Annotated in this window: 19 protein-coding genes; 17 read left to right on the top strand and 2 right to left on the bottom strand. The window is 71.7% G+C overall.

Annotation, left to right across the window (positions count from 1 at the left end; all coding sequences use genetic code 11):
• Nucleotides 1-20 precede the first annotated feature (20 nt).
• Nucleotides 21-746, bottom strand: a complete 726-nt coding sequence (locus tag ACZ51I_RS00730) for a maleylpyruvate isomerase family mycothiol-dependent enzyme (protein WP_468870599.1) — start codon at nt 744-746, stop codon at nt 21-23.
• 204 nt (nt 747-950) lie between these two features.
• Here ACZ51I_RS00730 and uvrA point away from each other — a divergent pair, with 204 nt between their 5' ends.
• Both uvrA and ACZ51I_RS00720 read left to right on the top strand, forming a co-directional pair.
• A complete protein-coding gene (uvrA, locus tag ACZ51I_RS00725) occupies nt 951-3980 on the top strand; it encodes an excinuclease ABC subunit UvrA (RefSeq protein WP_468870597.1) in 3030 nt (1009 codons plus the stop codon).
• Nucleotides 3981-4138: 158 nt separating this feature from the next.
• Nucleotides 4139-4573: a Rieske (2Fe-2S) protein gene (locus ACZ51I_RS00720; RefSeq protein ID WP_468870595.1), complete on the top strand. Its 435-nt coding sequence runs from the start codon at nt 4139-4141 to the stop codon at nt 4571-4573.
• A gap of 19 nt (nt 4574-4592) precedes the next feature.
• Here the strand turns inward: ACZ51I_RS00720 and ACZ51I_RS00715 are convergent, their stop codons facing one another.
• Entirely contained in the window at nt 4593-5522 is a 930-nt protein-coding gene (locus ACZ51I_RS00715; protein WP_468870594.1) for a hypothetical protein, read from the bottom strand.
• A 230-nt stretch (nt 5523-5752) separates the two neighbouring features.
• Between ACZ51I_RS00715 and ACZ51I_RS00710 the strand changes: the two genes are divergently transcribed.
• The 15 genes from ACZ51I_RS00710 to ACZ51I_RS00640 all read left to right on the top strand — a co-directional run bounded on the left by ACZ51I_RS00710 (nt 5753) and on the right by ACZ51I_RS00640 (nt 23441).
• Nucleotides 5753-6385 carry a papain-like cysteine protease family protein gene (locus tag ACZ51I_RS00710; RefSeq protein ID WP_468870592.1) on the top strand — a complete coding sequence of 211 codons (633 nt, stop codon included), beginning with the start codon at nt 5753-5755 and terminating at the stop codon, nt 6383-6385.
• Nucleotides 6382-7131 carry a hypothetical protein gene (locus tag ACZ51I_RS00705; protein ID WP_468870591.1) on the top strand — a complete coding sequence of 250 codons (750 nt, stop codon included), beginning with the start codon at nt 6382-6384 and terminating at the stop codon, nt 7129-7131. The genes ACZ51I_RS00710 and ACZ51I_RS00705 overlap by 4 nt, the downstream gene beginning before the upstream one ends.
• A 154-nt stretch (nt 7132-7285) precedes the next feature.
• Nucleotides 7286-9292: an excinuclease ABC subunit UvrC gene (uvrC, locus tag ACZ51I_RS00700; protein WP_468870590.1), complete on the top strand. Its 2007-nt coding sequence runs from the start codon at nt 7286-7288 to the stop codon at nt 9290-9292.
• Nucleotides 9289-10251, top strand: coding sequence for an RNase adapter RapZ (rapZ, locus tag ACZ51I_RS00695; RefSeq protein ID WP_468870589.1), 963 nt, complete (start codon nt 9289-9291; stop codon nt 10249-10251). Before uvrC ends, rapZ begins: the two co-directional genes overlap by 4 nt.
• Complete coding sequence (locus tag ACZ51I_RS00690; RefSeq protein ID WP_468870588.1) at nt 10248-11273, top strand: gluconeogenesis factor YvcK family protein; 1026 nt, start codon at nt 10248-10250, stop codon at nt 11271-11273. Before rapZ ends, ACZ51I_RS00690 begins: the two co-directional genes overlap by 4 nt.
• Complete coding sequence (gene whiA / locus ACZ51I_RS00685; RefSeq protein WP_030205188.1) at nt 11264-12253, top strand: DNA-binding protein WhiA; 990 nt, start codon at nt 11264-11266, stop codon at nt 12251-12253. The genes ACZ51I_RS00690 and whiA overlap by 10 nt, the downstream gene beginning before the upstream one ends.
• Before the next feature lie 267 nt (nt 12254-12520).
• Nucleotides 12521-15472 (top strand): M14 family zinc carboxypeptidase, encoded by a 2952-nt coding sequence (locus ACZ51I_RS00680; protein WP_468870586.1) that lies wholly within the window; start codon nt 12521-12523, stop codon nt 15470-15472.
• Nucleotides 15473-15690: 218 nt separating this feature from the next.
• On the top strand, nt 15691-16701 hold the full coding sequence (gene gap, locus ACZ51I_RS00675) for a type I glyceraldehyde-3-phosphate dehydrogenase (protein WP_468870585.1): 1011 nt from the start codon (nt 15691-15693) through the stop codon (nt 16699-16701).
• Nucleotides 16702-16806: 105 nt separating this feature from the next.
• Nucleotides 16807-18018, top strand: coding sequence for a phosphoglycerate kinase (locus ACZ51I_RS00670; RefSeq protein WP_468870583.1), 1212 nt, complete (start codon nt 16807-16809; stop codon nt 18016-18018).
• 7 nt (nt 18019-18025) lie between these two features.
• Nucleotides 18026-18802 carry a triose-phosphate isomerase gene (tpiA, locus tag ACZ51I_RS00665; RefSeq protein ID WP_468870582.1) on the top strand — a complete coding sequence of 259 codons (777 nt, stop codon included), beginning with the start codon at nt 18026-18028 and terminating at the stop codon, nt 18800-18802.
• A gap of 97 nt (nt 18803-18899) precedes the next feature.
• Nucleotides 18900-19130 carry a preprotein translocase subunit SecG gene (gene secG / locus ACZ51I_RS00660; protein ID WP_030205174.1) on the top strand — a complete coding sequence of 77 codons (231 nt, stop codon included), beginning with the start codon at nt 18900-18902 and terminating at the stop codon, nt 19128-19130.
• A 77-nt stretch (nt 19131-19207) separates the two neighbouring features.
• Nucleotides 19208-19543: an RNA polymerase-binding protein RbpA gene (locus ACZ51I_RS00655; RefSeq protein ID WP_309055485.1), complete on the top strand. Its 336-nt coding sequence runs from the start codon at nt 19208-19210 to the stop codon at nt 19541-19543.
• Between the two features lie 181 nt (nt 19544-19724).
• The gene (gene pgi, locus ACZ51I_RS00650) at nt 19725-21428 is read left to right on the top strand and encodes a glucose-6-phosphate isomerase (RefSeq protein WP_468871659.1); all 1704 of its coding nucleotides are present in this window, start codon (nt 19725-19727) and stop codon (nt 21426-21428) included.
• A 4-nt stretch (nt 21429-21432) separates the two neighbouring features.
• A complete protein-coding gene (locus ACZ51I_RS00645; protein WP_468870581.1) occupies nt 21433-21933 on the top strand; it encodes a PH domain-containing protein in 501 nt (166 codons plus the stop codon).
• Nucleotides 21930-23441, top strand: coding sequence for a PH domain-containing protein (locus ACZ51I_RS00640; RefSeq protein WP_468870579.1), 1512 nt, complete (start codon nt 21930-21932; stop codon nt 23439-23441). The genes ACZ51I_RS00645 and ACZ51I_RS00640 overlap by 4 nt, the downstream gene beginning before the upstream one ends.
• The last annotated feature ends 5 nt before the right edge of the window (nt 23442-23446 follow it).

Raw genomic sequence — 23446 nt, 5'->3', positions numbered from 1 at the left:
CCGGGGAGTGACAGCGGCGGCTACAGCGGAGGAAGCGCGGGCAGAGAGCCGCCCTCGACCTTCAGGGCGGAGCCGTCGCGGCGGCCGGCGAGCCAGCCGAGGAGCTCCGGCGCGGGGCCGGAGACGGCCACGGGGCCTCCCTCGGCGCCACCGCCGGTCGTCCAGATCCCGCCCTCCCGCAGCCCGCCGTCCGGCGTCCAGCTGCGGCCCTCGTCGGCACGGAGGGCGGTCGAGGGCACGTCCTCGTGGCCGGCGAACCGGTCCGCCAGGAAGTCGATCTCCCGCAGGACGAACTCCTCGGGCAGGTCCTCCAGCTCATAGCCGACGCCCAGGTCGACGTGGTGCAGGGCCACCTCCACCCAGCGGCGGAAGGGGATCCGGGAGGCGCTGTCGGTGACCCCGTTGCGGAGCTCCACCGTGCGGCTCCAGTCGGCGGGCTCCGCGCCGACGGCCTGGAAGCGCTCGGCGGACTCGCGCAGGTCGGCGAGGTGGGCCTCGAGCGGACGGCCGGCGCCGCGCTCGATGTCGGCGTCCCGGGTCGCGGCGTCGGCGTACATGGGACGGCCCTGGAGGACGTTCACCAGAGCGTCGGCGTTACGGGCGAGGTGGGCGAGGACATGGCCGCGGGTCCAGCCCGGAAGCCGTGACGGCTCGGCCGCCGCGGCGTTGTCCCATGAGGCGACGTCGGCGATCAGCCGGTCGGTCGCCTCGCGTACGGAGGCAAGGTCGAGTTCGTGGTCGATCATGGCGCCGACCCTAGGGGGTTCCGTACCGGTCCGGCCAGATCGACGGGGGCTCGGCACCCCGGCTCCGCCACTCGTTCGGGTGAAGCGGTCTCCACGCGGCCGGAAATCGAATGTACGTGCTATAGGCTCGATGGAAGCATCCGGCATCCTTGGTTGTTGGGTGTGTCAGGCACATCCGCTCTCTCAAGAAAGGTGCGGACCGGCGTGGCCGACCGTCTCATCGTTCGTGGCGCTCGCGAGCACAACCTCAAGAACGTCTCGCTCGACCTCCCGCGTGACTCCCTCATCGTCTTCACCGGGCTCTCGGGGTCGGGCAAGTCCTCCCTCGCGTTCGACACGATCTTCGCCGAGGGGCAGCGCCGGTACGTCGAGTCGCTCTCCTCGTACGCCCGGCAGTTCCTCGGCCAGATGGACAAGCCGGACGTCGACTTCATCGAAGGTCTCTCGCCCGCGGTCTCCATCGACCAGAAGTCGACCTCGCGCAACCCGCGCTCGACGGTCGGCACCATCACGGAGGTCTACGACTACCTCCGCCTGCTCTTCGCCCGCATCGGCAAACCGCACTGTCCCGAGTGCCGCCGGCCCATCTCCCGGCAGTCGCCGCAGGCCATCGTCGACAAGGTCCTGGAGCTCCCCGAGGGCAGCCGATTCCAGGTGCTCTCCCCGCTCGTGCGCGAGCGGAAGGGCGAGTTCGTCGACCTCTTCGCCGACCTCCAGACCAAGGGCTACAGCCGCGCGCGCGTCGACGGCGTGACCGTGCAGCTCACCGAGCCGCCGACGCTGAAGAAGCAGGAGAAGCACACGATCGAGGTGGTCGTCGACCGCCTCACCGTGAAGGACAGCGCCAAGCGCCGGCTCACCGACTCCGTCGAGACCGCGCTCGGACTCTCCGGCGGCATGGTCGTGCTCGACTTCGTCGACCTCCCGGAGGGCGACCCCGAGCGCGAGAAGATGTACTCGGAGCACCTCTACTGCCCGTACGACGACCTGTCCTTCGAGGAGCTGGAGCCGCGCTCCTTCTCCTTCAACTCGCCCTTCGGCGCGTGCCCCGACTGCACCGGCATCGGCACCCGCATGGAGGTCGACCCGGAGCTGATCGTCCCCGACGAGGAGAAGTCCCTCGACGAGGGCGCCATCCACCCCTGGTCGCACGGCCACACCAAGGAGTACTTCGGCCGGCTCATCGGCGGCCTCTCCCAGGCCCTCGGCTTCCGCACGGACATCCCGTACGCCGGGCTGCCGCAGCGCGCCAAGAAGGCGCTCATGCACGGCCACAAGACCCAGGTCGAGGTCCGCTACCGCAACCGCTACGGGCGCGAGCGGGCGTACACCACCCCGGCCTTCGAAGGCGCCGTCTCCTTCGTCAAGCGGCGCCACAGCGAGGCCGAGAGCGACTCCAGCCGCGAGCGCTTCGAGGGCTACATGCGCGAGGTGCCCTGCCCCACCTGCGAGGGCACGCGCCTCAAGCCGATCGTCCTCGCGGTCACGGTCATGGACCGGTCCATCGCCGAGGTCTCCGCGATGTCCATCAGCGACTGCGCCGAGTTCCTCGCCCGGCTCACGCTCAACGCCCGCGACAAGAAGATCGCCGAGCGGGTCCTCAAGGAGGTCAACGAGCGGCTGCGCTTCCTCGTCGACGTCGGCCTCGACTACCTCTCGCTCAACCGGGCGGCGGGCACCCTCTCCGGCGGCGAGGCCCAGCGCATCCGGCTCGCCACCCAGATCGGCTCCGGCCTGGTCGGCGTGCTGTACGTGCTCGACGAGCCGTCCATCGGCCTCCACCAGCGCGACAACCACCGGCTCATCGAGACCCTGGTCCGGCTCCGGGACATGGGCAACACGCTCATCGTCGTCGAGCACGACGAGGACACCATCAAGGTCGCCGACTGGGTCGTCGACATCGGCCCCGGCGCCGGCGAGCACGGCGGCAAGGTCGTCCACTCCGGCTCCCTGAAGGAGCTCCTCGCCAACGAGGAGTCGATGACCGGGCAGTACCTGTCCGGCCGCCGGGCGATCGCCACCCCGGACATCCGCCGTCCGGTGGACCCCGGACGCCGCCTCACCGTGCACGGGGCCCGCGAGAACAACCTGCGGGACATCGACGTCTCCTTCCCGCTGGGCGTCCTCACCGCCGTCACCGGAGTCTCCGGCTCCGGCAAGTCGACCCTGGTCAACGACATCCTCTACACCCACCTGGCGCGTGAGCTGAACGGTGCCAAGTCGGTGCCCGGACGGCACACGCGCGTGGACGGCGACGACCTCGTCGACAAGGTCGTGCACGTCGACCAGTCCCCGATCGGCCGCACCCCGCGGTCGAACCCGGCGACGTACACCGGCGTCTTCGACCACGTCCGCAGGCTCTTCGCCGAGACGATGGAGGCCAAGGTCCGGGGTTACCTGCCCGGCCGCTTCTCCTTCAACGTCAAGGGCGGCCGCTGCGAGAACTGCTCCGGTGACGGCACGATCAAGATCGAGATGAACTTCCTCCCGGACGTCTACGTCCCGTGCGAGGTTTGCCACGGCGACCGGTACAACCGGGAGACCCTGGAGGTCCACTACAAGGGCAAGTCCATCGCCGAGGTCCTGAACATGCCGATCGAGGAGGCCCTCGACTTCTTCGAGGCCGTCCCGACCATCGCCCGGCACCTGCGCACGCTCAACGAGGTCGGCCTCGGCTACGTCCGCCTCGGCCAGTCCGCGCCGACGCTCTCCGGCGGCGAGGCGCAGCGCGTGAAGCTCGCCTCCGAGCTCCAGAAGCGCTCGACGGGCCGCACGGTCTACGTGCTCGACGAGCCGACCACCGGTCTGCACTTCGAGGACATCTCGAAGCTGATCAAGGTGCTGTCCAACCTGGTCGACAAGGGCAACTCGGTGATCGTCATCGAGCACAACCTCGATGTCATCAAGACCGCGGACTGGGTCATCGACATGGGTCCGGAGGGCGGCAGCGGCGGCGGTCTGGTGGTCGCCGAGGGCACGCCGGAGGAGGTCGCCTCGGTTCCCGAGAGCCACACCGGCAAGTTCCTGCGCGAGATCCTCGGCGCCGACCGGATCAGCGACGCGGTCGGGACGATCCCGGCGGCCCGCGGAGCGAAGAAGGCGGCGGCGAAGAAGGCCCCCGCCAAGAAGACGGCCGCCAAGAGTGCGACCGGCACGAAGAAGGCCGCGGCCACGAAGGCGAGCGCCACCAAGGCCACCGCCAAGAAGGCGACGGCCCGCGCCCGCAAGGCGTGACGGCCACGGCGTGAAGCCACGGCGTGACACCGAGGCGGGGCCCCACCCGGGCCCCGCCTCCCACGTCAGGCCCGCCGGTCGGCCCTCCGGGGCCCGCCGGTATCGTCGGTTCGGTCCCCCCTGGGGTGTCTTGTCCCCGATCTCACCGTGGAGCGCTCATGTCCGGCCAGTCCAGCCGCCGCACCGTACTCAAAGGCGCGGCCCTCGCCGGAGCCGCGGGGCTGGGAGTCGCCGCCTGCTCCACCGAGTCCAAGCTCGGCCACGCCCAGGCCCCGACCCCGACCGCGCCGGTCCCGCTCGGCGCCCCGGACGAGGTGCCGGTCGGCGGTTCCAAGCTCTACCGGGAGCAGCGGCTCGTAGTGAGCTGCCCGGCCGAGGGCCGGTACAAGGCCTTCAGCGCCCAGTGCACCCACGCCGGCTGCGTCCTCGACAAGGTCGAGGCGAACGAGGGGAACTGCCCCTGCCACGGCAGCCGCTTCGACGTCACGACCGGCAAGGCCCTCCACGGCCCCGCCACCGTCCCGCTCCCCGAGGTCCCGATCCGGGTCGAGAACGGCAAGCTGGTCGCCGGTCCCGAGGGCCCCACGGCCTGAGCGGCCCGGAGCCCGGCGGTCACGCCCAGTCCCAGTCGATCCCCAGGATCCCCGGCCGTACCCCCTGCTCCACGACGTGCACCGTGCGGTGCCGGCCACTCAGCGTCAGCTCCGCACGGCCGCCGCGCGGCGCCCCCGCCGAGGACTGCGCGAACCTCCGGCACCGCACCGGAAGCGCCGCCTCGTCGAAGCGGACCTGGAGCGCGTACTGCCCGCCCGCGAAGCTGAACCCGCGCACGTACTCCCCGCTCGGACCCGCCGTACCGTCCTCGAAACCGTACGAGAACAGGTACGTGTCCCCGGCCCGCAGCCGCACGTCGAAGAGCAGCTCCGCGACCAGCACGCCCGTGTCGGCATGCCACCGCACCCGCCCCGTCCGGCAGTTCTCCACCGCCCGCACCACCACCCGGGACGGATCGCAGCCGGGGTCGCCGTGGTGGATGGCGAGGTAGCGGTCCACGCCGTCCCGATGCGCCCGCACCACATGCTGCGACTCGCGCCCCACCAGCTCCCGCCCCGCCCCGATCCGTACCCGCTCGTGGTGCCCCACCGTGTGCAGCCCGCCGTCCGTCGGGGACTCCAGGCCCGCGATCAGCTCCTCGATCGAGCCCGAGGCCTCCAGCAGTGAGCGGTACGAGCGGGCCGCCGGGCGCTCCACCTCGGAACGGGCCGCCGAGTCCTCCGTCAGGAGTCGCAGCAGCGAGTTCCCGGGCAGCTGAAGCACCTCCTCCAGGGCCCGGACGGCCTTCAGGGACTCCGGCCGCTGCGGACGGCGGGCGCCCTGCTGCCAGTAGCTCAAGCTCGTCACCCCGACCTTGACGCCCCGGTGCGCCAGATGGTGCTGGACCCGCTGGAGCGGCAGCCCGCGCACGGCGAGGGCGGTGCGCAGCGCCAGATGGAAGGGGCCGGTGTGCAGCAGCTGCGCCAGATCGGCCTCGGTGTGGCTCACGAGGACTCCTCGGTGAACGTTCACGACGGGGGCGGGGACCGTCGCACCGCGAGGGGTGGGCGGGCAGGTGGGCCCGGGGTGTCCGTTCACACCCGGGTCACACCGTTCACAGTCCGATGTCACCCCGCATTGAAGCGTGTTGACCCGGCCACGACAACGGCCGATGCTCCTGACCAGCGTCCGGACGCGCTCCTCCACCCCCCTCATCCCCAGCTCCTGGGAGGAACGCGATGCGCAGAAGAAAGCTGAACCTCGCGGCACTCGCCGCAGCCGCCCTCTTCCTCGTCCCCACCACCCCGGCCGCCGCCGCGCCCGCCGCCGTCGCGCCTGCCGTGCCCTCCGCCGCCTCCGCCGCCCCGGCCGGTGAGGACCTCTCCGTCCTCGGCTCCAAGCGGCTGAACATCACGATGCAGGCCCAGCAGAAGACCAACTGGTGCTGGGCGGCGAGCGGCAACACCATCGCCACCTGGTACGGCCGGAACTACAGCCAGAACCAGTTCTGCAACGCCGCCTTCAACCGCCAGCAGGGCTACGACTGCCCCAACTGGCAGGCCACGCTCGGCAACGTCCAGACCGGACTGAGCTGGGCGGGCATCAGCCCCGGCTCGTACGTCGACGGCTGGCTGCGCTACTCCACCGTCCAGACCGAGATCAACGCCGACCGGCCGGTCGAGACACGGATCCAGTGGTCGAGCGGCGGCGGCCACATGCATGTGATCTACGGCTACGACGACGCGAACAGCTGGGTCTACTGGGGCGACCCCTGGCCCTCCAGCGACCGCTACAACTGGGCCTCGCACGCCTGGTACGTGAACAACGGCTCCTTCTCCTGGACCCACTCCCTCTACCGGATCGGGGCGTGACGACGATGAACGCACGAGCCACGGGAGCCGGCCTCCTCGCCACCGCCGCCCTCGTCCTCCTCGGGGCGCTCCCGGCGGCCGCCGCCGAGAGCCTCCCGCCCGCGCCGACCCCCGAAAAGGCCGCCTCCGCGCCGCAGACCCTGGACACCCTGTCCCGGTTCTTCGCCCGCGACGGCGCCCTCTCCCGCACGGCGGCCGCGCCCCGCGTCGAGGGCGCCTCCGTCCCCGTGCGGCTCCTGTCCCCGGACTTCGTCGCCGGGAAGCCCGGCGCGCCGGTCGCCCGCGTCGAGTTCCGCGCCAGCCGGGCCGTCGCCTCGGACGGCCAGAAGGCCTCACTGTGGACGGTGAAGCAGCCGGGCGGCTGGCAGGTGGTGAACATCGCCACCGGCGACGACGAGATCCGGTACGCGGAGATGGGCGGCGGCGGGCTGGTCTTCCGCGAGCCGCAGATCGACGCGTGGTACGTCCAGCGGGGCGCGAAGGTGCTGCCGCTGGACGAGGACGCGGTACGGGCCGTCGGCCGCGACGGGACGAGCCTCGCGGCGTACCGGCAGCGCGTCACCGCCGCGTACGGCGACAAGCTGCCCGGCTCGTCGTACGCGCGGCGGGGAGCGGCAGGGGGTTACGGGGCGGCGCCGGCGGCCCATGAGGAACCGGGTGTCGTGGCGGCGGGTGCGGGTGCGGTGGTCGTGCTGGCGGCCGCCGTGACGATCCGCCGGCGTCGGCGCACACCTCGACGGGCCTGAGCGCCGGCCCCGCCCCGCCGTACGGGCCCGCGGCCGTGCCGGGGCGGGGGCTCCGCCCGTGTGGGCGATCGTCCCGCAGGGCGGTGCCCACAGCGGCGCGGGGCGGCCGCCTGGCGCGGTCGGAGTGTCCGTGGGCGCCAGTAGGGTGGTGAGCATGGCAGACCCCTCCAGCTACCGCCCCAAGCCGGGTCAGATCCCCGACTCGCCGGGGGTCTACAAGTTCCGCGACGAGCACCGTCGGGTGATCTACGTGGGGAAGGCGAAGTCCCTGCGCCAGCGGCTGGCGAACTACTTCCAGCCGCTCACGAGCCTGCACCCGCGCACGGCCACCATGGTGACCACGGCCGCCTCCGTGGAGTGGACCGTGGTGTCCACCGAGGTCGAGGCGCTGCAGCTGGAGTACTCCTGGATCAAGGAGTTCGACCCCCGGTTCAACGTCAAGTACCGGGACGACAAGAGCTATCCGTACCTCGCGGTGACGATGAACGAGGAGTTCCCGCGCGTCCAGGTCATGCGCGGCCACAAGAAGAAGGGCGTGCGCTACTTCGGGCCGTACGCGCACGCGTGGGCGATCCGCGAGACCGTCGACCTGATGCTGCGGGTGTTCCCCGTGCGGACGTGCTCGGCGGGGGTGTTCCGTAACGCCGCCTCCGCCGGGCGGCCCTGCCTCCTCGGCTACATCGGCAAGTGCTCGGCGCCCTGCGTCGGCCGGGTCTCGCCCGAGGAGCACCGCGAACTGGCCGAGGACTTCGGCGACTTCATGGCCGGCCGCACCGGCACGTACATCCGCAGGCTCGAGAAGCAGATGATGATCGCGGCCGAGGACATGGAGTACGAGAAGGCCGCCCGGCTCCGCGACGACATAGGGGCCCTGCGCCGGGCCATGGAGAAGAACGCGGTCGTCCTCGCCGACGCCACCGACGCCGACCTGATCGCCCTCGCCGAGGACGAGCTGGAGGCCGCCGTCCAGATCTTCCACGTGCGCGGCGGACGCGTCCGGGGCCAGCGCGGCTGGGTCACGGACAAGGTCGAGGCCGTCGACACGGCGGGGCTCGTCGAGCACGCCCTCCAGCAGCTGTACGGCGAGGAGAGCGGCGACGCGGTCCCCAAGGAGGTCCTGGTCCCCGCGCTGCCCGAGGACACCGAGGCCGTCTCCGCCTGGCTCTCCGGCCGCCGCGGCTCCCTCGTCTCGCTGCGCGTCCCGCAGCGCGGCGACAAGAAGGACCTGATGGAGACGGTCGCGCGCAACGCCCAGCAGGCGCTCGTGCTGCACAAGACCAAGCGCGCCAGCGACCTGACCACCCGCTCCCGGGCCCTGGAGGAGATCGCCGAGGCCCTGGACCTGGACTCGGCGCCGCTGCGGATCGAGTGCTTCGACATCTCGCACCTCCAGGGCGAGGACGTCGTCGCCTCGATGGTCGTCTTCGAGGACGGCCTGCCCCGCAAGAGCGAGTACCGCCGCTTCCAGATCAAGGGCTTCGAGGGCCAGGACGACGTCCGGTCCATGCACGAGGTGATCAGCCGCCGCTTCAAGCGCTACCTCGCCGAGAAGGACCGTACGGGGGAGTGGGGCCCGGCCGGCGACGGCGACGTGCCGGCCGGCGGCGAGGTCCCGGCGGAGACCGCCGAGGACGACGGACGGCCCAAGCGTTTCGCGTACCCGCCGCAGCTCGTCGTCGTCGACGGCGGGCAGCCGCAGGTCGCCGCCGCCCGCCGCGCCCTCGACGAGCTCGGCATCGACGACGTCGCGGTCTGCGGGCTCGCCAAGCGCCTGGAGGAGGTCTGGCTGCCCGGCGACGACGACCCGGTGGTGCTGCCCCGCTCCAGCGAGGGCCTCTACCTGCTCCAGCGGGTGCGTGACACGGCTCACGACTTCGCCATCCGCTACCAGCGGTCCAAGCGGACCAAACGCCTCCGGACCAGCCCGCTCGACGCCGTCCCCGGCCTCGGGGAGTCCCGCAAACAGGCCTTGATCAAGCATTTCGGCTCGGTGAAGCGGCTCAGGCAGGCGACAATCGAGCAGATCTGTGAGGTCCCCGGCTTCGGCCGGAAGACCGCGGAGGCGGTCGCCGTGGCCCTGGCCCAGGCGGCCCCCGCCGCGCCCGCCGTGAACACGGCCACAGGAGAGATCATGGAAGACGACGGGGGCACCACCGCATGAGCGAGCGCCACACGCACGACGAGCACGACCGAGAAGACGGAGCAGGAGACGTGAGTACGGGCACGAAGGAGACCCCCGGCGACAACGGCGCCGAGGCGGCCATTCCCGAACTGGTGATCATCTCCGGCATGTCCGGAGCGGGCCGGTCCACCGCGGCGAAGTGTCTGGAGGACCTCGGCTGGTTCGTCGTGGACAACCTGCCGCCCGCGCTGATTCCCACGATGGTGGAGCTCGGCGCCCGCTCCCAGGGCAACGTCGCCCGGATCGCCGTCGTCGTGGACGTCCGCGGCCGGCAGTTCTTCGACAACCTCAGGGAGTCCCTCGCCGACCTGGACGCCAAGCAGGTCACCCGCCGGATCGTCTTCCTGGAGTCCTCCGACGAGGCCCTGGTCCGGCGCTTCGAGTCGGTCCGCAGGCCCCACCCGCTCCAGGGCGACGGCCGCATCACCGACGGCATCGCCGCCGAGCGCGACCTGCTGCGCGAGCTGCGCGGCGACGCCGACCTGGTGATCGACACCTCCAGCCTCAACGTCCACGAGCTGCGCGCCAAGATGGACGCCCAGTTCGCCGGCGACGAGGAGCCCGAGCTCCGGGCCACCGTGATGTCCTTCGGCTTCAAGTACGGCCTGCCGGTCGACGCCGACCTCGTCGTCGACATGCGCTTCCTGCCGAACCCGCACTGGGTCCCCGAGCTGCGGCCCTTCACCGGCCTCAACGAGGAGGTGTCGAACTACGTCTACAACCAGCCAGGCGCCAAGGAGTTCCTCGACCGCTACACCGAGCTGCTCCAGCTGATCGCCGCGGGCTACCGCCGCGAGGGCAAGCGGTACGTGACCATCGCCGTGGGCTGCACGGGCGGCAAGCACCGCTCCGTGGCCACCGCCGAGCGCCTCGCCGCCCGCCTCGCCTCCGAAGGGGTCGAGACCGTCGTCGTCCACCGGGACATGGGGCGCGAGTGAAGCCGTACCGTCGGCGTGCCTCCACCCTCACGGTGCGGCGTACGCTCCGCAGGCGCGGCGCCCAGCCCAAGGTGGTCGCGCTCGGTGGCGGCATGGGCCTGTCGGCCTCCCTCGCCGCGCTCCGCCGGATCACCGGCGACCTCACCGCCGTCGTCACCGTCGCCGACGACGGCGGCTCCAGCGGCCGGCTCCGGGAGGAGCTCGGCGTGCTGCCCCCGGGCGATCTCCGCAAGGCGCTCGCCGCGCTCTGCGGCGACGACGACTGGGGCCAGACCTGGGCCCGGGTGATCCAGCACCGCTTCCAGTCCAAGGGCGAGATGCACGGCCACGCCGTCGGCAACCTGCTGATCGTCGCCCTCTGGGAGCAGCTCGGCGACCCCGTCCAGGCCCTCGACCTGGTCGGCCGGCTGCTCGGCGCCCAGGGCCGGGTGCTCCCCATGTCGGCCGTGCCCCTGGAGCTCCAGGCCCTGGTCCGGGGCCACGACCCGGAGCGGCCGGACGACGTGGACACCGTGCGCGGCCAGGCGACCGTGGCGCTCACCCCGGGCGAGGTGCAGTCCGTGCACCTCGTGCCGCCCGACCCGCCGGCCGTGCCCGAGGCGGTCGCGGCGGTCCTGGACGCGGACTGGGTGGTGCTCGGTCCCGGCTCCTGGTTCTCCTCGGTGATCCCGCACCTGCTCGTCCCCGAGCTCCTCGACGCCCTGGTCGAGACGAAGGCCCGGAAGGTGCTCTCGCTGAACCTCGCGCCGCAGCCCGGAGAAACCGAGGGCTTCTCACCGCAGCGTCATTTGGAGGTTTTGGGACGACACGCCCCTAAACTCGCCCTGGACGTGGTGCTGGCCGACGAGGCCGCCGTGCCCGATCGTGAGTCTCTCGCCGATGCCGCCAAGCGGCTCGGTGCCGCGGTCGAGCTGGCGCCGGTGGCCGGGCCCGACGGCTCCGCGAAGCATGACCCGGAGCTGTTGGCCGCCGCGTACGACCGTATTTTTCGGATGCATGGAAGGATCGGCCCATGGCGATGACGGCAGCGGTGAAGGACGAGATCTCCCGGCTTCCCGTCACCCGGACCTGCTGCAGGAAGGCAGAGGTCTCGTCGATCCTGCGGTTCGCGGGCGGGCTGCACCTGGTGAGCGGCCGCATCGTGATCGAGGCGGAGCTGGACACCGCGATGGCGGCCCGCCGCCTCAAGCGGGACATCCTGGAGATCTTCGGGCACAGCTCGGAGCTGATCGTGATGGCCCCCGGCGGTCTGCGGCGCGGCTCGCGGTTCGTGGTGCGGGTGGTGGCGGGCGGTGACCAGCTGGCCCGGCAGACAGGTCTCGTGGACGGCCGCGGCCGCCCCATCCGGGGCCTTCCCCCGCAGGTGGTCTCCGGCGCGACCTGTGACGCCGAGGCGGCCTGGCGCGGCGCGTTCCTCGCGCACGGCTCGCTGACCGAGCCCGGTCGCTCGTCCTCCCTGGAGGTGACCTGCCCGGGTCCGGAGGCCGCCCTCGCCCTGGTCGGCGCGGCCCGCCGGCTCTCCATCGCGGCGAAGGCCCGCGAGGTGCGGGGCGTGGACCGGGTCGTCGTCCGTGACGGTGACGCGATCGGCGCCCTGCTGACGCGCCTCGGCGCGCACGAGTCGGTGCTCGCCTGGGAGGAGCGGCGGATGCGGCGCGAGGTCCGCGCCACCGCCAACCGCCTGGCCAACTTCGACGACGCCAACCTGCGCCGCTCGGCCCGCGCGGCCGTCGCCGCCGGGGCCCGCGTGCAGCGCGCCCTGGAGATCCTCGGCGAGGAGGTGCCCGAGCACCTCGCCGCGGCCGGCCGGCTCCGCATGGAGCACAAGCAGGCATCCCTGGAGGAGCTGGGCGCGCTCGCCGACCCGCCGCTCACCAAGGACGCGGTGGCCGGCCGGATCCGCCGGCTCCTCGCGATGGCCGACAAGCGGGCGCAGGACCTGGGCATCCCCGGGACCGAGTCCAACCTGACGGAGGAGCTCGACGACAGCCTCGTCGGCTGACCGGACCCGCCGCCGTACGAAGCTCGTACGGAGACCTCGTACGGAGAGGTTGTACGGACCCCCCGATACGGACCCCCGTACGGACCCCCCGCGCGGACCGCTCGTACCGACCGCTCGTACCGGAATCGTGAACTCCGAGCTGCCGGTGCCTTTCTGAGGCACCGGCAGCTTTTCCGTACCCCCCGCGAGGCACCCTTGACAGGTCCATGAGCGCCCAAGAGCCTGGCGTCTGTTCGCCTTCGTGACAGACAACAACAAGGGGGGCTCATGAGACGCAGAGCGAGATCGGTCCTCGCCGCGGCTTCACTGCTGATCGCCGGAGTGGCGGCGGCGCCCGTCGCCGGAGCGCAGCCGAACGACCGGGACGGCGGCGACGCCCTCTCCGTCTGGCGCGCCGAGGTCACCAAGGAACAGGTCCCGCTGCTCCTCGACGCCGGCGCCGACGCCCACGAACTCACCGAGCAGGTCCCGGCCAAGGGCTCCGCGACGGTCGAGCTCTTCCTCACCGGCCGGCAGGCCGGGCAGCTGCGCGGCCAGGGCGTCGAGATCACCGAGCACGGCCTCACCGCCCAGGCCCGGAAGAGGGTCGCCGCGGCGGGGGACGGCGTCTTCCGCCCGTACGGCGGCACGAACGGCCTCAAGCAGGAGATCCTGGACACCGCGCGGGCCAACCCCGGCCTCACCAAGGTCGTCTCCATCGGCAAGACCCTCAAGGGTCAGGACATCCTGGCCCTCAAGCTGACCAAGGGCGCCCGGCGCGTCAAGGACGGCTCGAAGCCCGCCACGCTGTACATGTCCAACCAGCACGCGCGCGAGTGGATCACCCCCGAGATGACCCGGCGGCTGATGCACCACTACCTCGACGGCTACGGCAAGGACGAGCGGATCACCCGGATCGTCGACTCCACCGAGCTGTGGTTCGTGCTCTCCGCCAACCCGGACGGCTACGACTACACGCACGCCGACCCCGCCCACCGCCAGTGGCGCAAGAACCTCCGCGACAACGACGGCGACGGGAAGCTCGGCCCCGGCGACGGCGTCGACCTCAACCGCAACTTCGCCTACAAGTGGGGCTACGACAACGAGGGCTCGTCCCCCGACCCCGCCGACGAGACCTTCCGCGGCAGGGGCCCCATGTCGGAGCCGGAGACGAGGGCCCTCGACGCCTTCCAGAAGCGCATCGGCTTCGCGTACGGCGTCAACTACCACTCGGCCGCCCAGCTCCTGCTGTACGGCGTCGGCTGGCAGGTCGCCACCGACACCCCCGACGACGTGGCCCTCAAGGCCCTCGCCGGCACCCCGCAGAAGTCCGCCGTGCCCGGCTACCGGCCGCAGGTCTCCTCCGAGCTGTACATCACCAACGGCGAGGCGGACGGACACGCCGCCAACGTCAACGGGATGCAGATGTTCACCCCGGAGATGTCGACCTGCGCCACCGCCTCCCGCGTCGACCCGAACGACGCGTGGAACCCGGCCGACTGCGCCTCCGTCTTCACCTTCCCGGACGACGAGAAGCTGATCCAGGCCGAGTTCGCCAAGAACATCCCCTTCGCGCTCGCCGTCGCCGAGACCGCCGCCCACCCGGACCGGCCCGTCTCCCCGGTCGGCATCGACGCCCCCGACCTCACGCCGAAGACCTTCACCACCTCCTACGCCCGCGGCAGGGAGCAGGAGGTCGCCGTCACCGCACGCAAGTCGCTGCGCGGCAAGACCCTGAAGTACCGGATCAACGGCGGCCGCACCCACAGCGAGGAGCTCGACGCCTGGAAGGGCGGCGAGACCTTCGGCGGCGACGACAACCTCTACTACGACGAGTACCGCGCCGAGGTCCGGAGAGCCCGCCCCGGCGACTCCGTCGAGGTCTGGTTCACCGCCCGCACCCGTGAGGGCCGGACCACCTCCTCCGCCCCCTTCACGTACAAGGTGGCCGAGCGCCCCCGCGGCGACGTCCTCGTCCTCGCCGACGAGGGCGGGACCACCGCCGCCCGGCACACCGCCGCCTATGTCCGGGCGCTCGCCGGCAACGGCCGCCGGGCCGCCGTCTGGGACGTCGCCACCCAGGGCGCCCCGGACGCCCTCGGCGTGCTCTCCCACTTCCGTACGGTCGTCTGGTACACCGGAGCCGAGCGCCCCTCCGGCGCCGCCCAGCTGGCCGTCCGCGCCTACCTCAACGAGGGCGGCAAGCTGATCAACGCCGGCGAGAAGTCCGGCGGCCTCACCGAGGTGGGCCTCGCCGAGACCAACGACTTCGCCCAGTACTACCTCGGCGCCTACCACCGCGCGGGCCTCAAGAACCCGCCCGCCTTCGCCGGTACCGGCGCCTTCGCGGGCACCGGAGCGACGCTCGGCGCCGCCGCCGGCAACCCGCTGGACAACGCCGGCGCGTACACCGTCACCTCGGACACGCTGCAGCCGAAGGAGTTCCCGCAGTTCGCGAGCAGCGCCTCCGCCGGTGACTACCCGGGCATCCGCACCCCCTTCGAGCCCGCCGAGGGAGCGTCCTTCGCGGCCGTCAAGCACGCCGACGACACCTGGGCCCGGCTCGCCAGGACCGTCGACCTCACCGGCGTCGCCGCCGCATCGAAGCCGCGCCTGGACTTCCAGGTCAGTTACGACACCGAGCCCGGCTACGACAACCTCGTCGTCGAGGCCCACACCGTCGGCCAGGACGACTGGACCACCCTGCCCGACGCCAACGGCGGCACCTCCGCCGAGCCGCCCGCCGACTGCGGCGAGGGCTACTACCTCCGCGGCCACCCCTTCCTCGCCCACTACCTCACCGTCGGCGAGGACGGCTGCGCGCCCACCGGCACCACCGGCTCCTGGAACGCCTTCACCGGCCCCTCCAACGGCTGGCGCCAGGCCTCCGTCGACCTGAGCGCCTGGGCCGGCAAGAAGGTCGAGCTCGCGATCTCGTACGTCTCCGACCCCGGTACGGGAGGGACGGGCGCCTTCGTCGACGACACCCGGCTCGTCACCGGGACCACCACCGAGGCCGAGGGCTTCGAGACCTCCCTCGGCGCCTGGTCCGCGCCGGGCGCCCCGGCCGGCAGCCCCGGCAACGCCTCGGACTGGACGCGCTCCGCGGCGCTCTTCCACTCGCAGGCGGCGGTCACCACCCGCGACACCGTCCTCCTCGGCTTCGGCCTGGAGCACGTGCCCGGCGCGACGGAACGGGCACGGCTCCTCGGCCGCGCCCTCGGGGCGCTCCGCCGCTGACGGAGAGTAGTCGGGACAAAGGTCCCACGACGGCCCGTACCCGTCGGTAGGTGCGGGCCGTCGGCCGTTCTCCCTCACTTTCCGGGCTCGTCCGGCTGCGCGCGATGTCACTCGCGGCCGACGGGGGAGGTAGGGTCGTAAGCGGTCGGGGACATCCCAAAAAACAAAAATCTCGCCGGCGTCGAGAACACCGGCGTTCCTAACGAGGAGATCGGTTCGTGACGATCCGCGTAGGCATCAACGGCTTTGGCCGCATCGGCCGGAACTACTTCCGCGCGCTCCTTGAGCAGGGTGCTGATATCGAGATCGTGGCTGTCAACGACCTGGGCGACACCGCGACCACGGCCCACCTGCTGAAGTACGACACCATCCTGGGCCGCCTCAAGGCCGAGGTGACCCACACCGCCGACACCATCACCGTCGACGGTCACACCATCAAGGTGCTGTCCGAGCGCGACCCGGCCGACATCCCCTGGGGCGACCTGGGCGTCGACATCGTCATCGAGTCGACCGGCATCTTCACCAAGAAGGCCGACGCCGCGAAGCACCTCGCCGGCGGCGCCAAGAAGGTCCTCATCTCGGCTCCGGCCAGCGACGAGGACATCACCATCGTGATGGGCGTCAACCAGGACAAGTACGACCCGGCGCAGCACGACATCATCTCGAACGCGTCCTGCACCACCAACTGTGTCGCGCCGATGGCGAAGGTCCTCGACGAGAACTTCGGCATCGTCAAGGGCCTGATGACCACGGTCCACGCGTACACCAACGACCAGCGCATCCTGGACTTCCCGCACAAGGACCTGCGCCGCGCCCGCGCCGCCGCGGAGAACATCATCCCGACCACGACGGGTGCCGCGAAGGCCACCGCCCTGGTCCTCCCGCAGCTCAAGGGCAAGCTCGACGGCCTCGCCATGCGCGTCCCGGTCCCGACCGGCTCCGCCACCGACCTGGTCGTCACCCTCGACCGCGAGGTCACCAAGGACGAGGTCAACGCCGCGTTCAAGAAGGCCGCCGAGGACGGCGACCTCAAGGGCGTGCTCGTCTACACCGAGGACCCGATCGTCTCCTCGGACATCGTCGGCGACCCGGCGTCCTGCACCTTCGACGCCTCCCTGACGATGGTCCAGGAAGGCAGCACGGTCAAGATCCTCGGCTGGTACGACAACGAGTGGGGCTACTCCAACCGTCTCGTCGACCTCACCGTCTTCGTCGGCGGCCGGCTCTAAGCTTCAGGGCGGGCTTTCGATGTGAGCAGGGCTCGGGCAGCGCAACGCCGCGCTGTGCGAGCCCTGTTTGTGTGCTCCACCGCGTACCAAGGAGTCTGTTAACAGATGAAGACGATCGACGAGCTTCTCCACGAGGGCGTCGAAGGCAAGCGCGTGTTCGTCCGCGCCGACCTCAACGTGCCGCTCGACGGCACCACCATCACCGACGACGGCCGCATCCGCGCCGTCGTCCCCACGGTCAAGGCGCTCGCCGACGCCGGCGCCCGCGTCGTGGTCGCCTCGCACCTGGGCCGCCCCAAGGGCGCGCCCGACCCGGCCTTCTCGCTCGCCCCGGCCGCCGCGCGCCTCGGCGAACTCCTCGGCGCCGAGGTGGCCTTCGCGACCGACACGGTCGGCGAATCGGCCACCGCCACGGTCGCCGGTCTCGCCGACGGCCGGGTGGCCGTCCTCGAGAACCTCCGCTTCAACGCCGGGGAGACCTCGAAGGACGACGCCGAGCGCGGCGCCTTCGCGGACCAGCTGGCCGCCCTCGCCGACCTGTACGTCGGCGACGGCTTCGGCGCCGTGCACCGCAAGCACGCCTCGGTCTTCGACCTCCCGGCGCGCCTCCCGCACGCCGCGGGCCACCTCATCGCCACCGAGGTCGGCGTCCTGAGGAAGCTCACGGACGACGTCCAGCGGCCGTACGTGGTCGCCCTCGGCGGCGCCAAGGTCTCCGACAAGCTCGGCGTCATCGACCACCTCCTGGAGAAGGCCGACCGCATCCTCATCGGCGGCGGCATGGCGTACACCTTCCTCAAGGCCCAGGGCCACGAGGTCGGCATCTCGCTGCTCCAGGAGGACCAGATCCCGGCGGTCAAGGACTACCTCAAGCGCGCCAAGGAGCGCGGCGTGGAGTTCGTGCTCCCCGTCGACGTCCTGGTCTCGTCCGAGTTCCCGGACCTGAAGACCAAGGCTCCGGCGAACCCGACCACGGTCGCCGCGGACGCCATCCCGGCGGACGAGGAGGGCCTGGACATCGGACCGGAGACCCGTAAGCTCTACGCCTCGAAGCTCGCCGACGCGGCCACCGTCTTCTGGAACGGTCCGATGGGCGTCTTCGAGCACCCCGACTACGCCGAGGGCACCAAGGCCGTCGCCCAGGCGCTCGTCGACTCCCCTGCGTTCACGGTGGTCGGCGGTGGCGACTCCGCCGCGGCCGTCCGCACCCTGGGCTTCGACGAGAAGGCATTCGGCCACATTTCGACCGGCGGCGGCGCCTCCCTCGAGTACCTCGAGGGCAAGACGCTTCCCGGCCTCGCCGCACTGGAAGGTTAAGCACCTTATGACCACGCGCACCCCGCTGATGGCGGGCAACTGGAAGATGAACCTCAACCACCTCGAGGCCATCGCCCACGTCCAGAAGCTCGCCTTCGCCCTGACCGACAAGGACCACGACGCCTGCGAGGTCGCCGTCCTGGTCCCCTTCACCGACCTGCGGTCCGTCCAGACCCTGGTCGACGGCGACAAGCTCAAGATCAAGTATGGCGCCCAGGACATCTCGGCGCACGACTCCGGCGCCTACACCGGCGAGATCTCGGGCCTCATGCTGTCCAAGCTGAAGTGCGCCTACGTCGCCGTCGGCCACTCCGAGCGCCGCCAGTACCACGCCGAGGACGACGAGGTCTGCAACGCCAAGGTGAAGGCCGCCTTCAAGCACGGCGTGACCCCGATCCTCTGCGTCGGCGAGGGTCTGGACGTCCGCAAGGCCGGACAGCAGGTCGAGTACACCCTCGCCCAGCTCGACGGCGGCCTGAAGGACGTCCCGGCCGAGCAGGCCGAGACGATCGTGATCGCGTACGAGCCGGTGTGGGCCATCGGCACCGGCGAGGTCGCCACCCCCGAGGACGCCCAGGAGGTCTGCGGGGCGATCCGCGGCCGCCTCGCCGAGCTGTACTCGCAGGAGCTGGCCGACAAGGTCCGCATCCAGTACGGCGGCTCGGTCAAGGCCGGCAACGTCGCCGCGATCATGGCGCAGCCGGACGTCGACGGCGCCCTGGTGGGCGGCGCGGCGCTGGACGCCGACGAGTTCGTCAAGATCGTGCGCTTCCGCGACCAGTGAGTATGCGGTAGCGGAGTTACGTCGTACCCTTGCGGGGGTCGGGCAGGTGCCCGGCCCCCGTCCGTATAAGTCCGAGGAAGTTGGTCCAGCCGTGGTTATGGGGTTCTCGATCGCCCTGATCGTCTTCAGCGCGCTGCTGATGCTGCTCGTGCTGATGCACAAGGGGAAGGGCGGCGGCCTCTCCGACATGTTCGGTGGCGGCATGCAGTCCTCCGTCGGCGGCTCCTCGGTCGCCGAGCGGAACCTCGACCGGATCACGGTCGTGGTCGGTCTGCTCTGGTTCGCCTGCATTGTGGTACTTGGTCTGCTGATGAAGTTGGACGGGTAACTCCAATCACTGGACGCGCGTTGGGCCTTACGTAGACTGGGGCATCTTCGGGCACCATCACGCAGGGAGTTACGACCGTGGCAAGTGGCAACGCGATTCGGGGAAGCCGGGTCGGAGCGGGGCCGATGGGCGAGGCCGAGCGGGGCGAGTCGGCGCCGCGCCTCCGCATCTCCTTCTGGTGCTCGAACGGGCACGAGACGCAGCCGAGCTTCGCCAGCGACGCGGCGGTCCCGGAGACCTGGGACTGCCCGCGCTGCGGCTTCCCGGCAGGTCAGGACCGGGACAACCCGCCGGACCCGCCGCGCACGGAGCCGTACAAGACCCATCTCGCCTATGTGCGTGAGCGGCGCAGCGACGCGGACGGCGAGGCGATCCTCGCCGAGGCGCTCGCCAAACTGCGCGGCGAGATCTGAAGCGTGGTGTGACGGTGTGACGAACGGGCCTTGCCCGCGAACTCGGTTCGCGGGCAAGGCCCGTTCGTCGTTCCCCTTTCATGTTCCCGCTCGCCGCCGCGTCGTCGTGCCCCTGATCAATTAGGTTGGGGAGTGCAGCGGGGCAGACAAGTAGTACGAGAAGGAATGGGCGATGTCCGAGATGACCAGGAATGAAGGCAGTGCGCGAAGCGCTCCGCAGAAGGGTGGTGGTGGGCGACGGGCGGGCCGTACCAGGCTCAACCGGCTGCCCGAGTGGGCGGCCCTCGGCAAGCACCGTGAGCAGCTGGGCGAGATCCATCTGCGTGACCTGTTCGCCGCCGATCCGGAGCGGGGTACCGGCTACACCCTGCGCGTCGGCGACCTCTACCTGGACTACTCCAAGCACCTCGTCACCGACGAGACGCTGACCCTGCTGCGCGAGCTCGCCGCGGCCACCGGCGTTGCCGAGCTCCGCGACGCCATGTTCCGCGGGGAGAAGATCAACACCACCGAGGACCGGGCGGTCCTCCACACCGCGCTGCGCGCCCCCCGAGGGGCCGTGATCGAGGTCGACGGGGAGAACGTCGTCCCCGGCGTTCACGCCGTCCTCGACACGATGGGCGCCTTCGCCGACAAGGTCCGCGCGGGTGAGTGGACCGGCCACACCGGCAAGCCCGTCAAGAACATCGTGAACATCGGCATCGGCGGCTCCGACCTCGGACCCGCCATGGCCTACGACGTCCTGCGCTCCTACACCCAGCGGGACCTGACGTTCCGTTTCGTCTCGAACGTCGACGGTGCCGACCTCCACGAGGCCGTCCGCGACCTCGACCCCGCCGAGACGCTCTTCATCGTCGCCTCGAAGACCTTCACCACCATCGAGACGATCACCAACGCCACCTCCGCGCGGAACTGGCTCCTCACCGGGCTGCGGGCCGGCCAGGACGCCGTGGCCAAGCACTTCGTGGCCCTCTCGACCAACGCGGAGAAGGTCGAGGAGTTCGGCATCGACACCGCGAACATGTTCGAGTTCTGGGACTGGGTCGGCGGCCGCTACTCCTACGACTCCGCCATCGGCCTCTCCCTGATGATCGCCATCGGCCCGGAGCGCTTCCGCGAGATGCTCGACGGCTTCCACCTCGTCGACGAGCACTTCCGCACCGCCCCGCCCGAGGAGAACGCGCCGCTGCTGCTCGGCCTCCTCGGCGTCTGGTACGGCAACTTCTTCGACGCCCAGTCGCACGCCGTCCTGCCGTACTCCCACTACCTGTCCAAGTTCACCGCCTACCTCCAGCAGCTCGACATGGAGTCCAACGGCAAGTCGGTGGACCGCGAGGGCGACCGGGTCGACTGGCAGACCGGACCCGTCGTCTGGGGCACCCCCGGGACCAACGGGCAGCACGCCTACTACCAGTTGATCCACCAGGGCACCAAGGTCATCCCCGCCGACTTCATCGGCTTCGCCCGGCCCGTCGACGACCTGCTGCCCGGCCTCGTCGCCCAGCACGACCTGCTCATGGCGAACTTCTTCGCCCAGACCCAGGCGCTCGCCTTCGGCAAGACGCCCGAGGAGGTACGGGCCGAGGGCGTCCCCGAGGAGCTCGTCCCGCACAAGACCTTCCGGGGCGACCACCCGACCACCACGATCCTCGCCGAGGCGCTCACCCCGTCCGTCCTGGGCCAGCTGATCGCGCTCTACGAGCACAAGGTCTTCGTCCAGGGCGCGATCTGGAACATCGACTCCTTCGACCAGTGGGGCGTCGAACTCGGCAAGGTCCTCGCCAAGAGGATCGAGCCGGTCCTGACGGAGGGCGAGGGCGCCGAGCAGCTCGACAGCTCCACCGCCGCGCTCGTCGCGGCCTACCGCTCGCTGCGCGGACGCTGACCGGATGACGGGGGAGGACGCGGTACGGCTGCGGCCGCCCAGGAACGCCGTCGACGCGCGGGCCGTGGCCTGGTGGCGCAGCCGCCTCCTGGCGGCCACCGCCGTACCGGTGGTGGTGCTCGCCGCCCTCGGGGCGTTCCTGGGGCCCGCCAGGACCTGGCTGCTGCTCGCCGCCGGGGCCGTGGCGGCCCTGGGCCTCGCCTGCACCGCGTTCTTCCCCGCCTGGTGGTTCCGGGTGCACCGCTGGGAGGTCACCGACGAGGCCGTCTACGTGCGCACCGGTGCCCTCTGGCAGGAGTGGCGGATCGCCCCGATGTCCCGGATCCAGACGGTCGACACCGTACGGGGACCGCTGGAGCAGACGTTCCGGCTCGCCACCGTCACCGTCACCACCGCCTCCTCCAAGGGGGCGATCCGCATCGAGGGCCTCGACCACGAGCTCGCCGCCGAGCTCGCCGAACGGCTCACCGCACTCACCCGGGCCACCCCCGGGGACGCCACGTGAGTGAGGAGTGGCGGCGGCTCGACCCGCGCACCCTGCTGGTCGGTGCCGCCGTCCTCTGCGGGGTGGCCGCCGGCGGGGCCCTCCCGGCCGTGGCCGGGCTCGCCGGAGGCAGGCCCCTGTGGCAGGCCGTCGCCTGGGTCCTCGCCGGTGCCTCGCTGCTCGTCCTCGCCGGCACCGCCGCGGACTGGGTCCGGCTGCGCCGCACCCGCTACCGCGTCGGACCCGAGACGGTCGACCTCCACACCGGGCTCCTGCTGCTCAAGCGCCGCTCCCTGGCCCGCGAGCGGATCCGCAGCGTCGACCTCACCGCCCACCCCCTCCAGCGCGTCCTCGGCCTCGTCAAGGTCCGCATCGGCACCGGGGAGAGCACCGGCGGCGGCGAGTCCACCCTCGAACTCGAGCTGGTCACCCGGGGCGAGGGCGAGCGGCTCCGCCGTGAGCTCCTCACCCGCGCCGGCGCCCCCGAGGAGCCGGGCCAGGACGGCGCCCTGGCCACTCTCGACCCGCGCTGGATCCGCTACGCCCCCGTCTCCTTCCTCGCCCCCGCCCTCGGCGGCGCCGCGGCCGGAGCCGTCCTCCAGGTCAGCGAGTGGTTCGGCGCCCAGGCGCGGGTCATCGACTGGATAGCGGACCGCTTCCAGGACACCTCCCCGACCTGGGTCGTCGTCGACCTGGTGCTGCTCGCCACCGCCGCCGGAGCCGTCGGCGCCCTCGGACTCTGGGTCGAGATGTGGTGGAACTACCGCCTGGAGCGCGAGCCCGGCGGCACCCTCCGCGTCCGTCGTGGCCTGTTCACCACCCGTTCGGTCACGCTGGAGGAGCGCCGGCTGCGCGGGATCGAGCTCGTCGAGCCGCTCGGTGTGCGGCTGGTCGGGGCCGCCCGCGTCGACGCCGTCGCCACCGGCCTCGCCCAGGACGCCGATGACCAGCACGCCGACCTGAAGAACCTGCTGCCCGCCGTCCCCCGGGAGCGCGCCGAGCGGGTCGCCGCCCTGGTCCTGCGCGAGCCCGTGCCGCCGACCGGGGCGCCCCTCGCCGCCCACCCCCGCGCCGCCCGCGGCCGGCGGCTGCGCCGGGCCCTGGCGGGCGTCCTCGGACCCGTCGCGGTCCTCGTCGTCCTCGGCCCGCTCCTCACCCCTGTCCTGCTGTACGTGGCGGCCGGCTGCGCCCTCGTCCTCGGACCGCTCGCCGTGCTGCTCGCCCTCGACGCGTACCGCGCCCTCGGACACGGCGTCAGCGGCGGTCACCTGGTGACACGTTCGGGGTCCTTCCGGCGGACGACGGTCGCGCTCCAGCGCTCCGGCGTCATCGGCTGGACCGTCAAGCAGTCGTACCTCCAGCGCCGCGCCGGCCTTCTGACCCTCACCGCCACCACGGCCGCCGGAGCGGGCGCCTACGACGTGTACGACACGGGCGAGAGCCAGGGGCTCGCCTTCGCCGCCGAGGCCGTACCGGGGCTCCTCACGCCGTTCCTGGAGACGCCGGAGGCCCGGCCCACCGAGAGGTGAACCGG

The organism is Streptomyces sp. NPDC034084 (assembly GCF_055575535.1).
Note: the sequence above shows the minus strand (reverse complement) of the source record. Positions and strands in the feature narration are given on the sequence as shown.

Excerpts from the sequence above, each read along its gene's own strand:
- ACZ51I_RS00730 (WP_468870599.1), bottom strand. The coding sequence starts at position 746 with ATGATCGACCACGAACTCGACCTTGCCTCCGTACGCGAGGCGACCGAC.
- ACZ51I_RS00720 (WP_468870595.1), top strand. The coding sequence starts at position 4,139 with ATGTCCGGCCAGTCCAGCCGCCGCACCGTACTCAAAGGCGCGGCCCTC.
- ACZ51I_RS00710 (WP_468870592.1), top strand. The coding sequence starts at position 5,753 with ATGCGCAGAAGAAAGCTGAACCTCGCGGCACTCGCCGCAGCCGCCCTC.
- uvrC (WP_468870590.1), top strand. The coding sequence starts at position 7,286 with ATGGCAGACCCCTCCAGCTACCGCCCCAAGCCGGGTCAGATCCCCGAC.
- rapZ (WP_468870589.1), top strand. The coding sequence starts at position 9,289 with ATGAGCGAGCGCCACACGCACGACGAGCACGACCGAGAAGACGGAGCA.
- whiA (WP_030205188.1), top strand. The coding sequence starts at position 11,264 with ATGGCGATGACGGCAGCGGTGAAGGACGAGATCTCCCGGCTTCCCGTC.
- ACZ51I_RS00680 (WP_468870586.1), top strand. The coding sequence starts at position 12,521 with ATGAGACGCAGAGCGAGATCGGTCCTCGCCGCGGCTTCACTGCTGATC.
- ACZ51I_RS00670 (WP_468870583.1), top strand. The coding sequence starts at position 16,807 with ATGAAGACGATCGACGAGCTTCTCCACGAGGGCGTCGAAGGCAAGCGC.
- tpiA (WP_468870582.1), top strand. The coding sequence starts at position 18,026 with ATGACCACGCGCACCCCGCTGATGGCGGGCAACTGGAAGATGAACCTC.
- secG (WP_030205174.1), top strand. The coding sequence starts at position 18,900 with ATGGGGTTCTCGATCGCCCTGATCGTCTTCAGCGCGCTGCTGATGCTG.
- pgi (WP_468871659.1), top strand. The coding sequence starts at position 19,725 with ATGACCAGGAATGAAGGCAGTGCGCGAAGCGCTCCGCAGAAGGGTGGT.
- ACZ51I_RS00645 (WP_468870581.1), top strand. The coding sequence starts at position 21,433 with ATGACGGGGGAGGACGCGGTACGGCTGCGGCCGCCCAGGAACGCCGTC.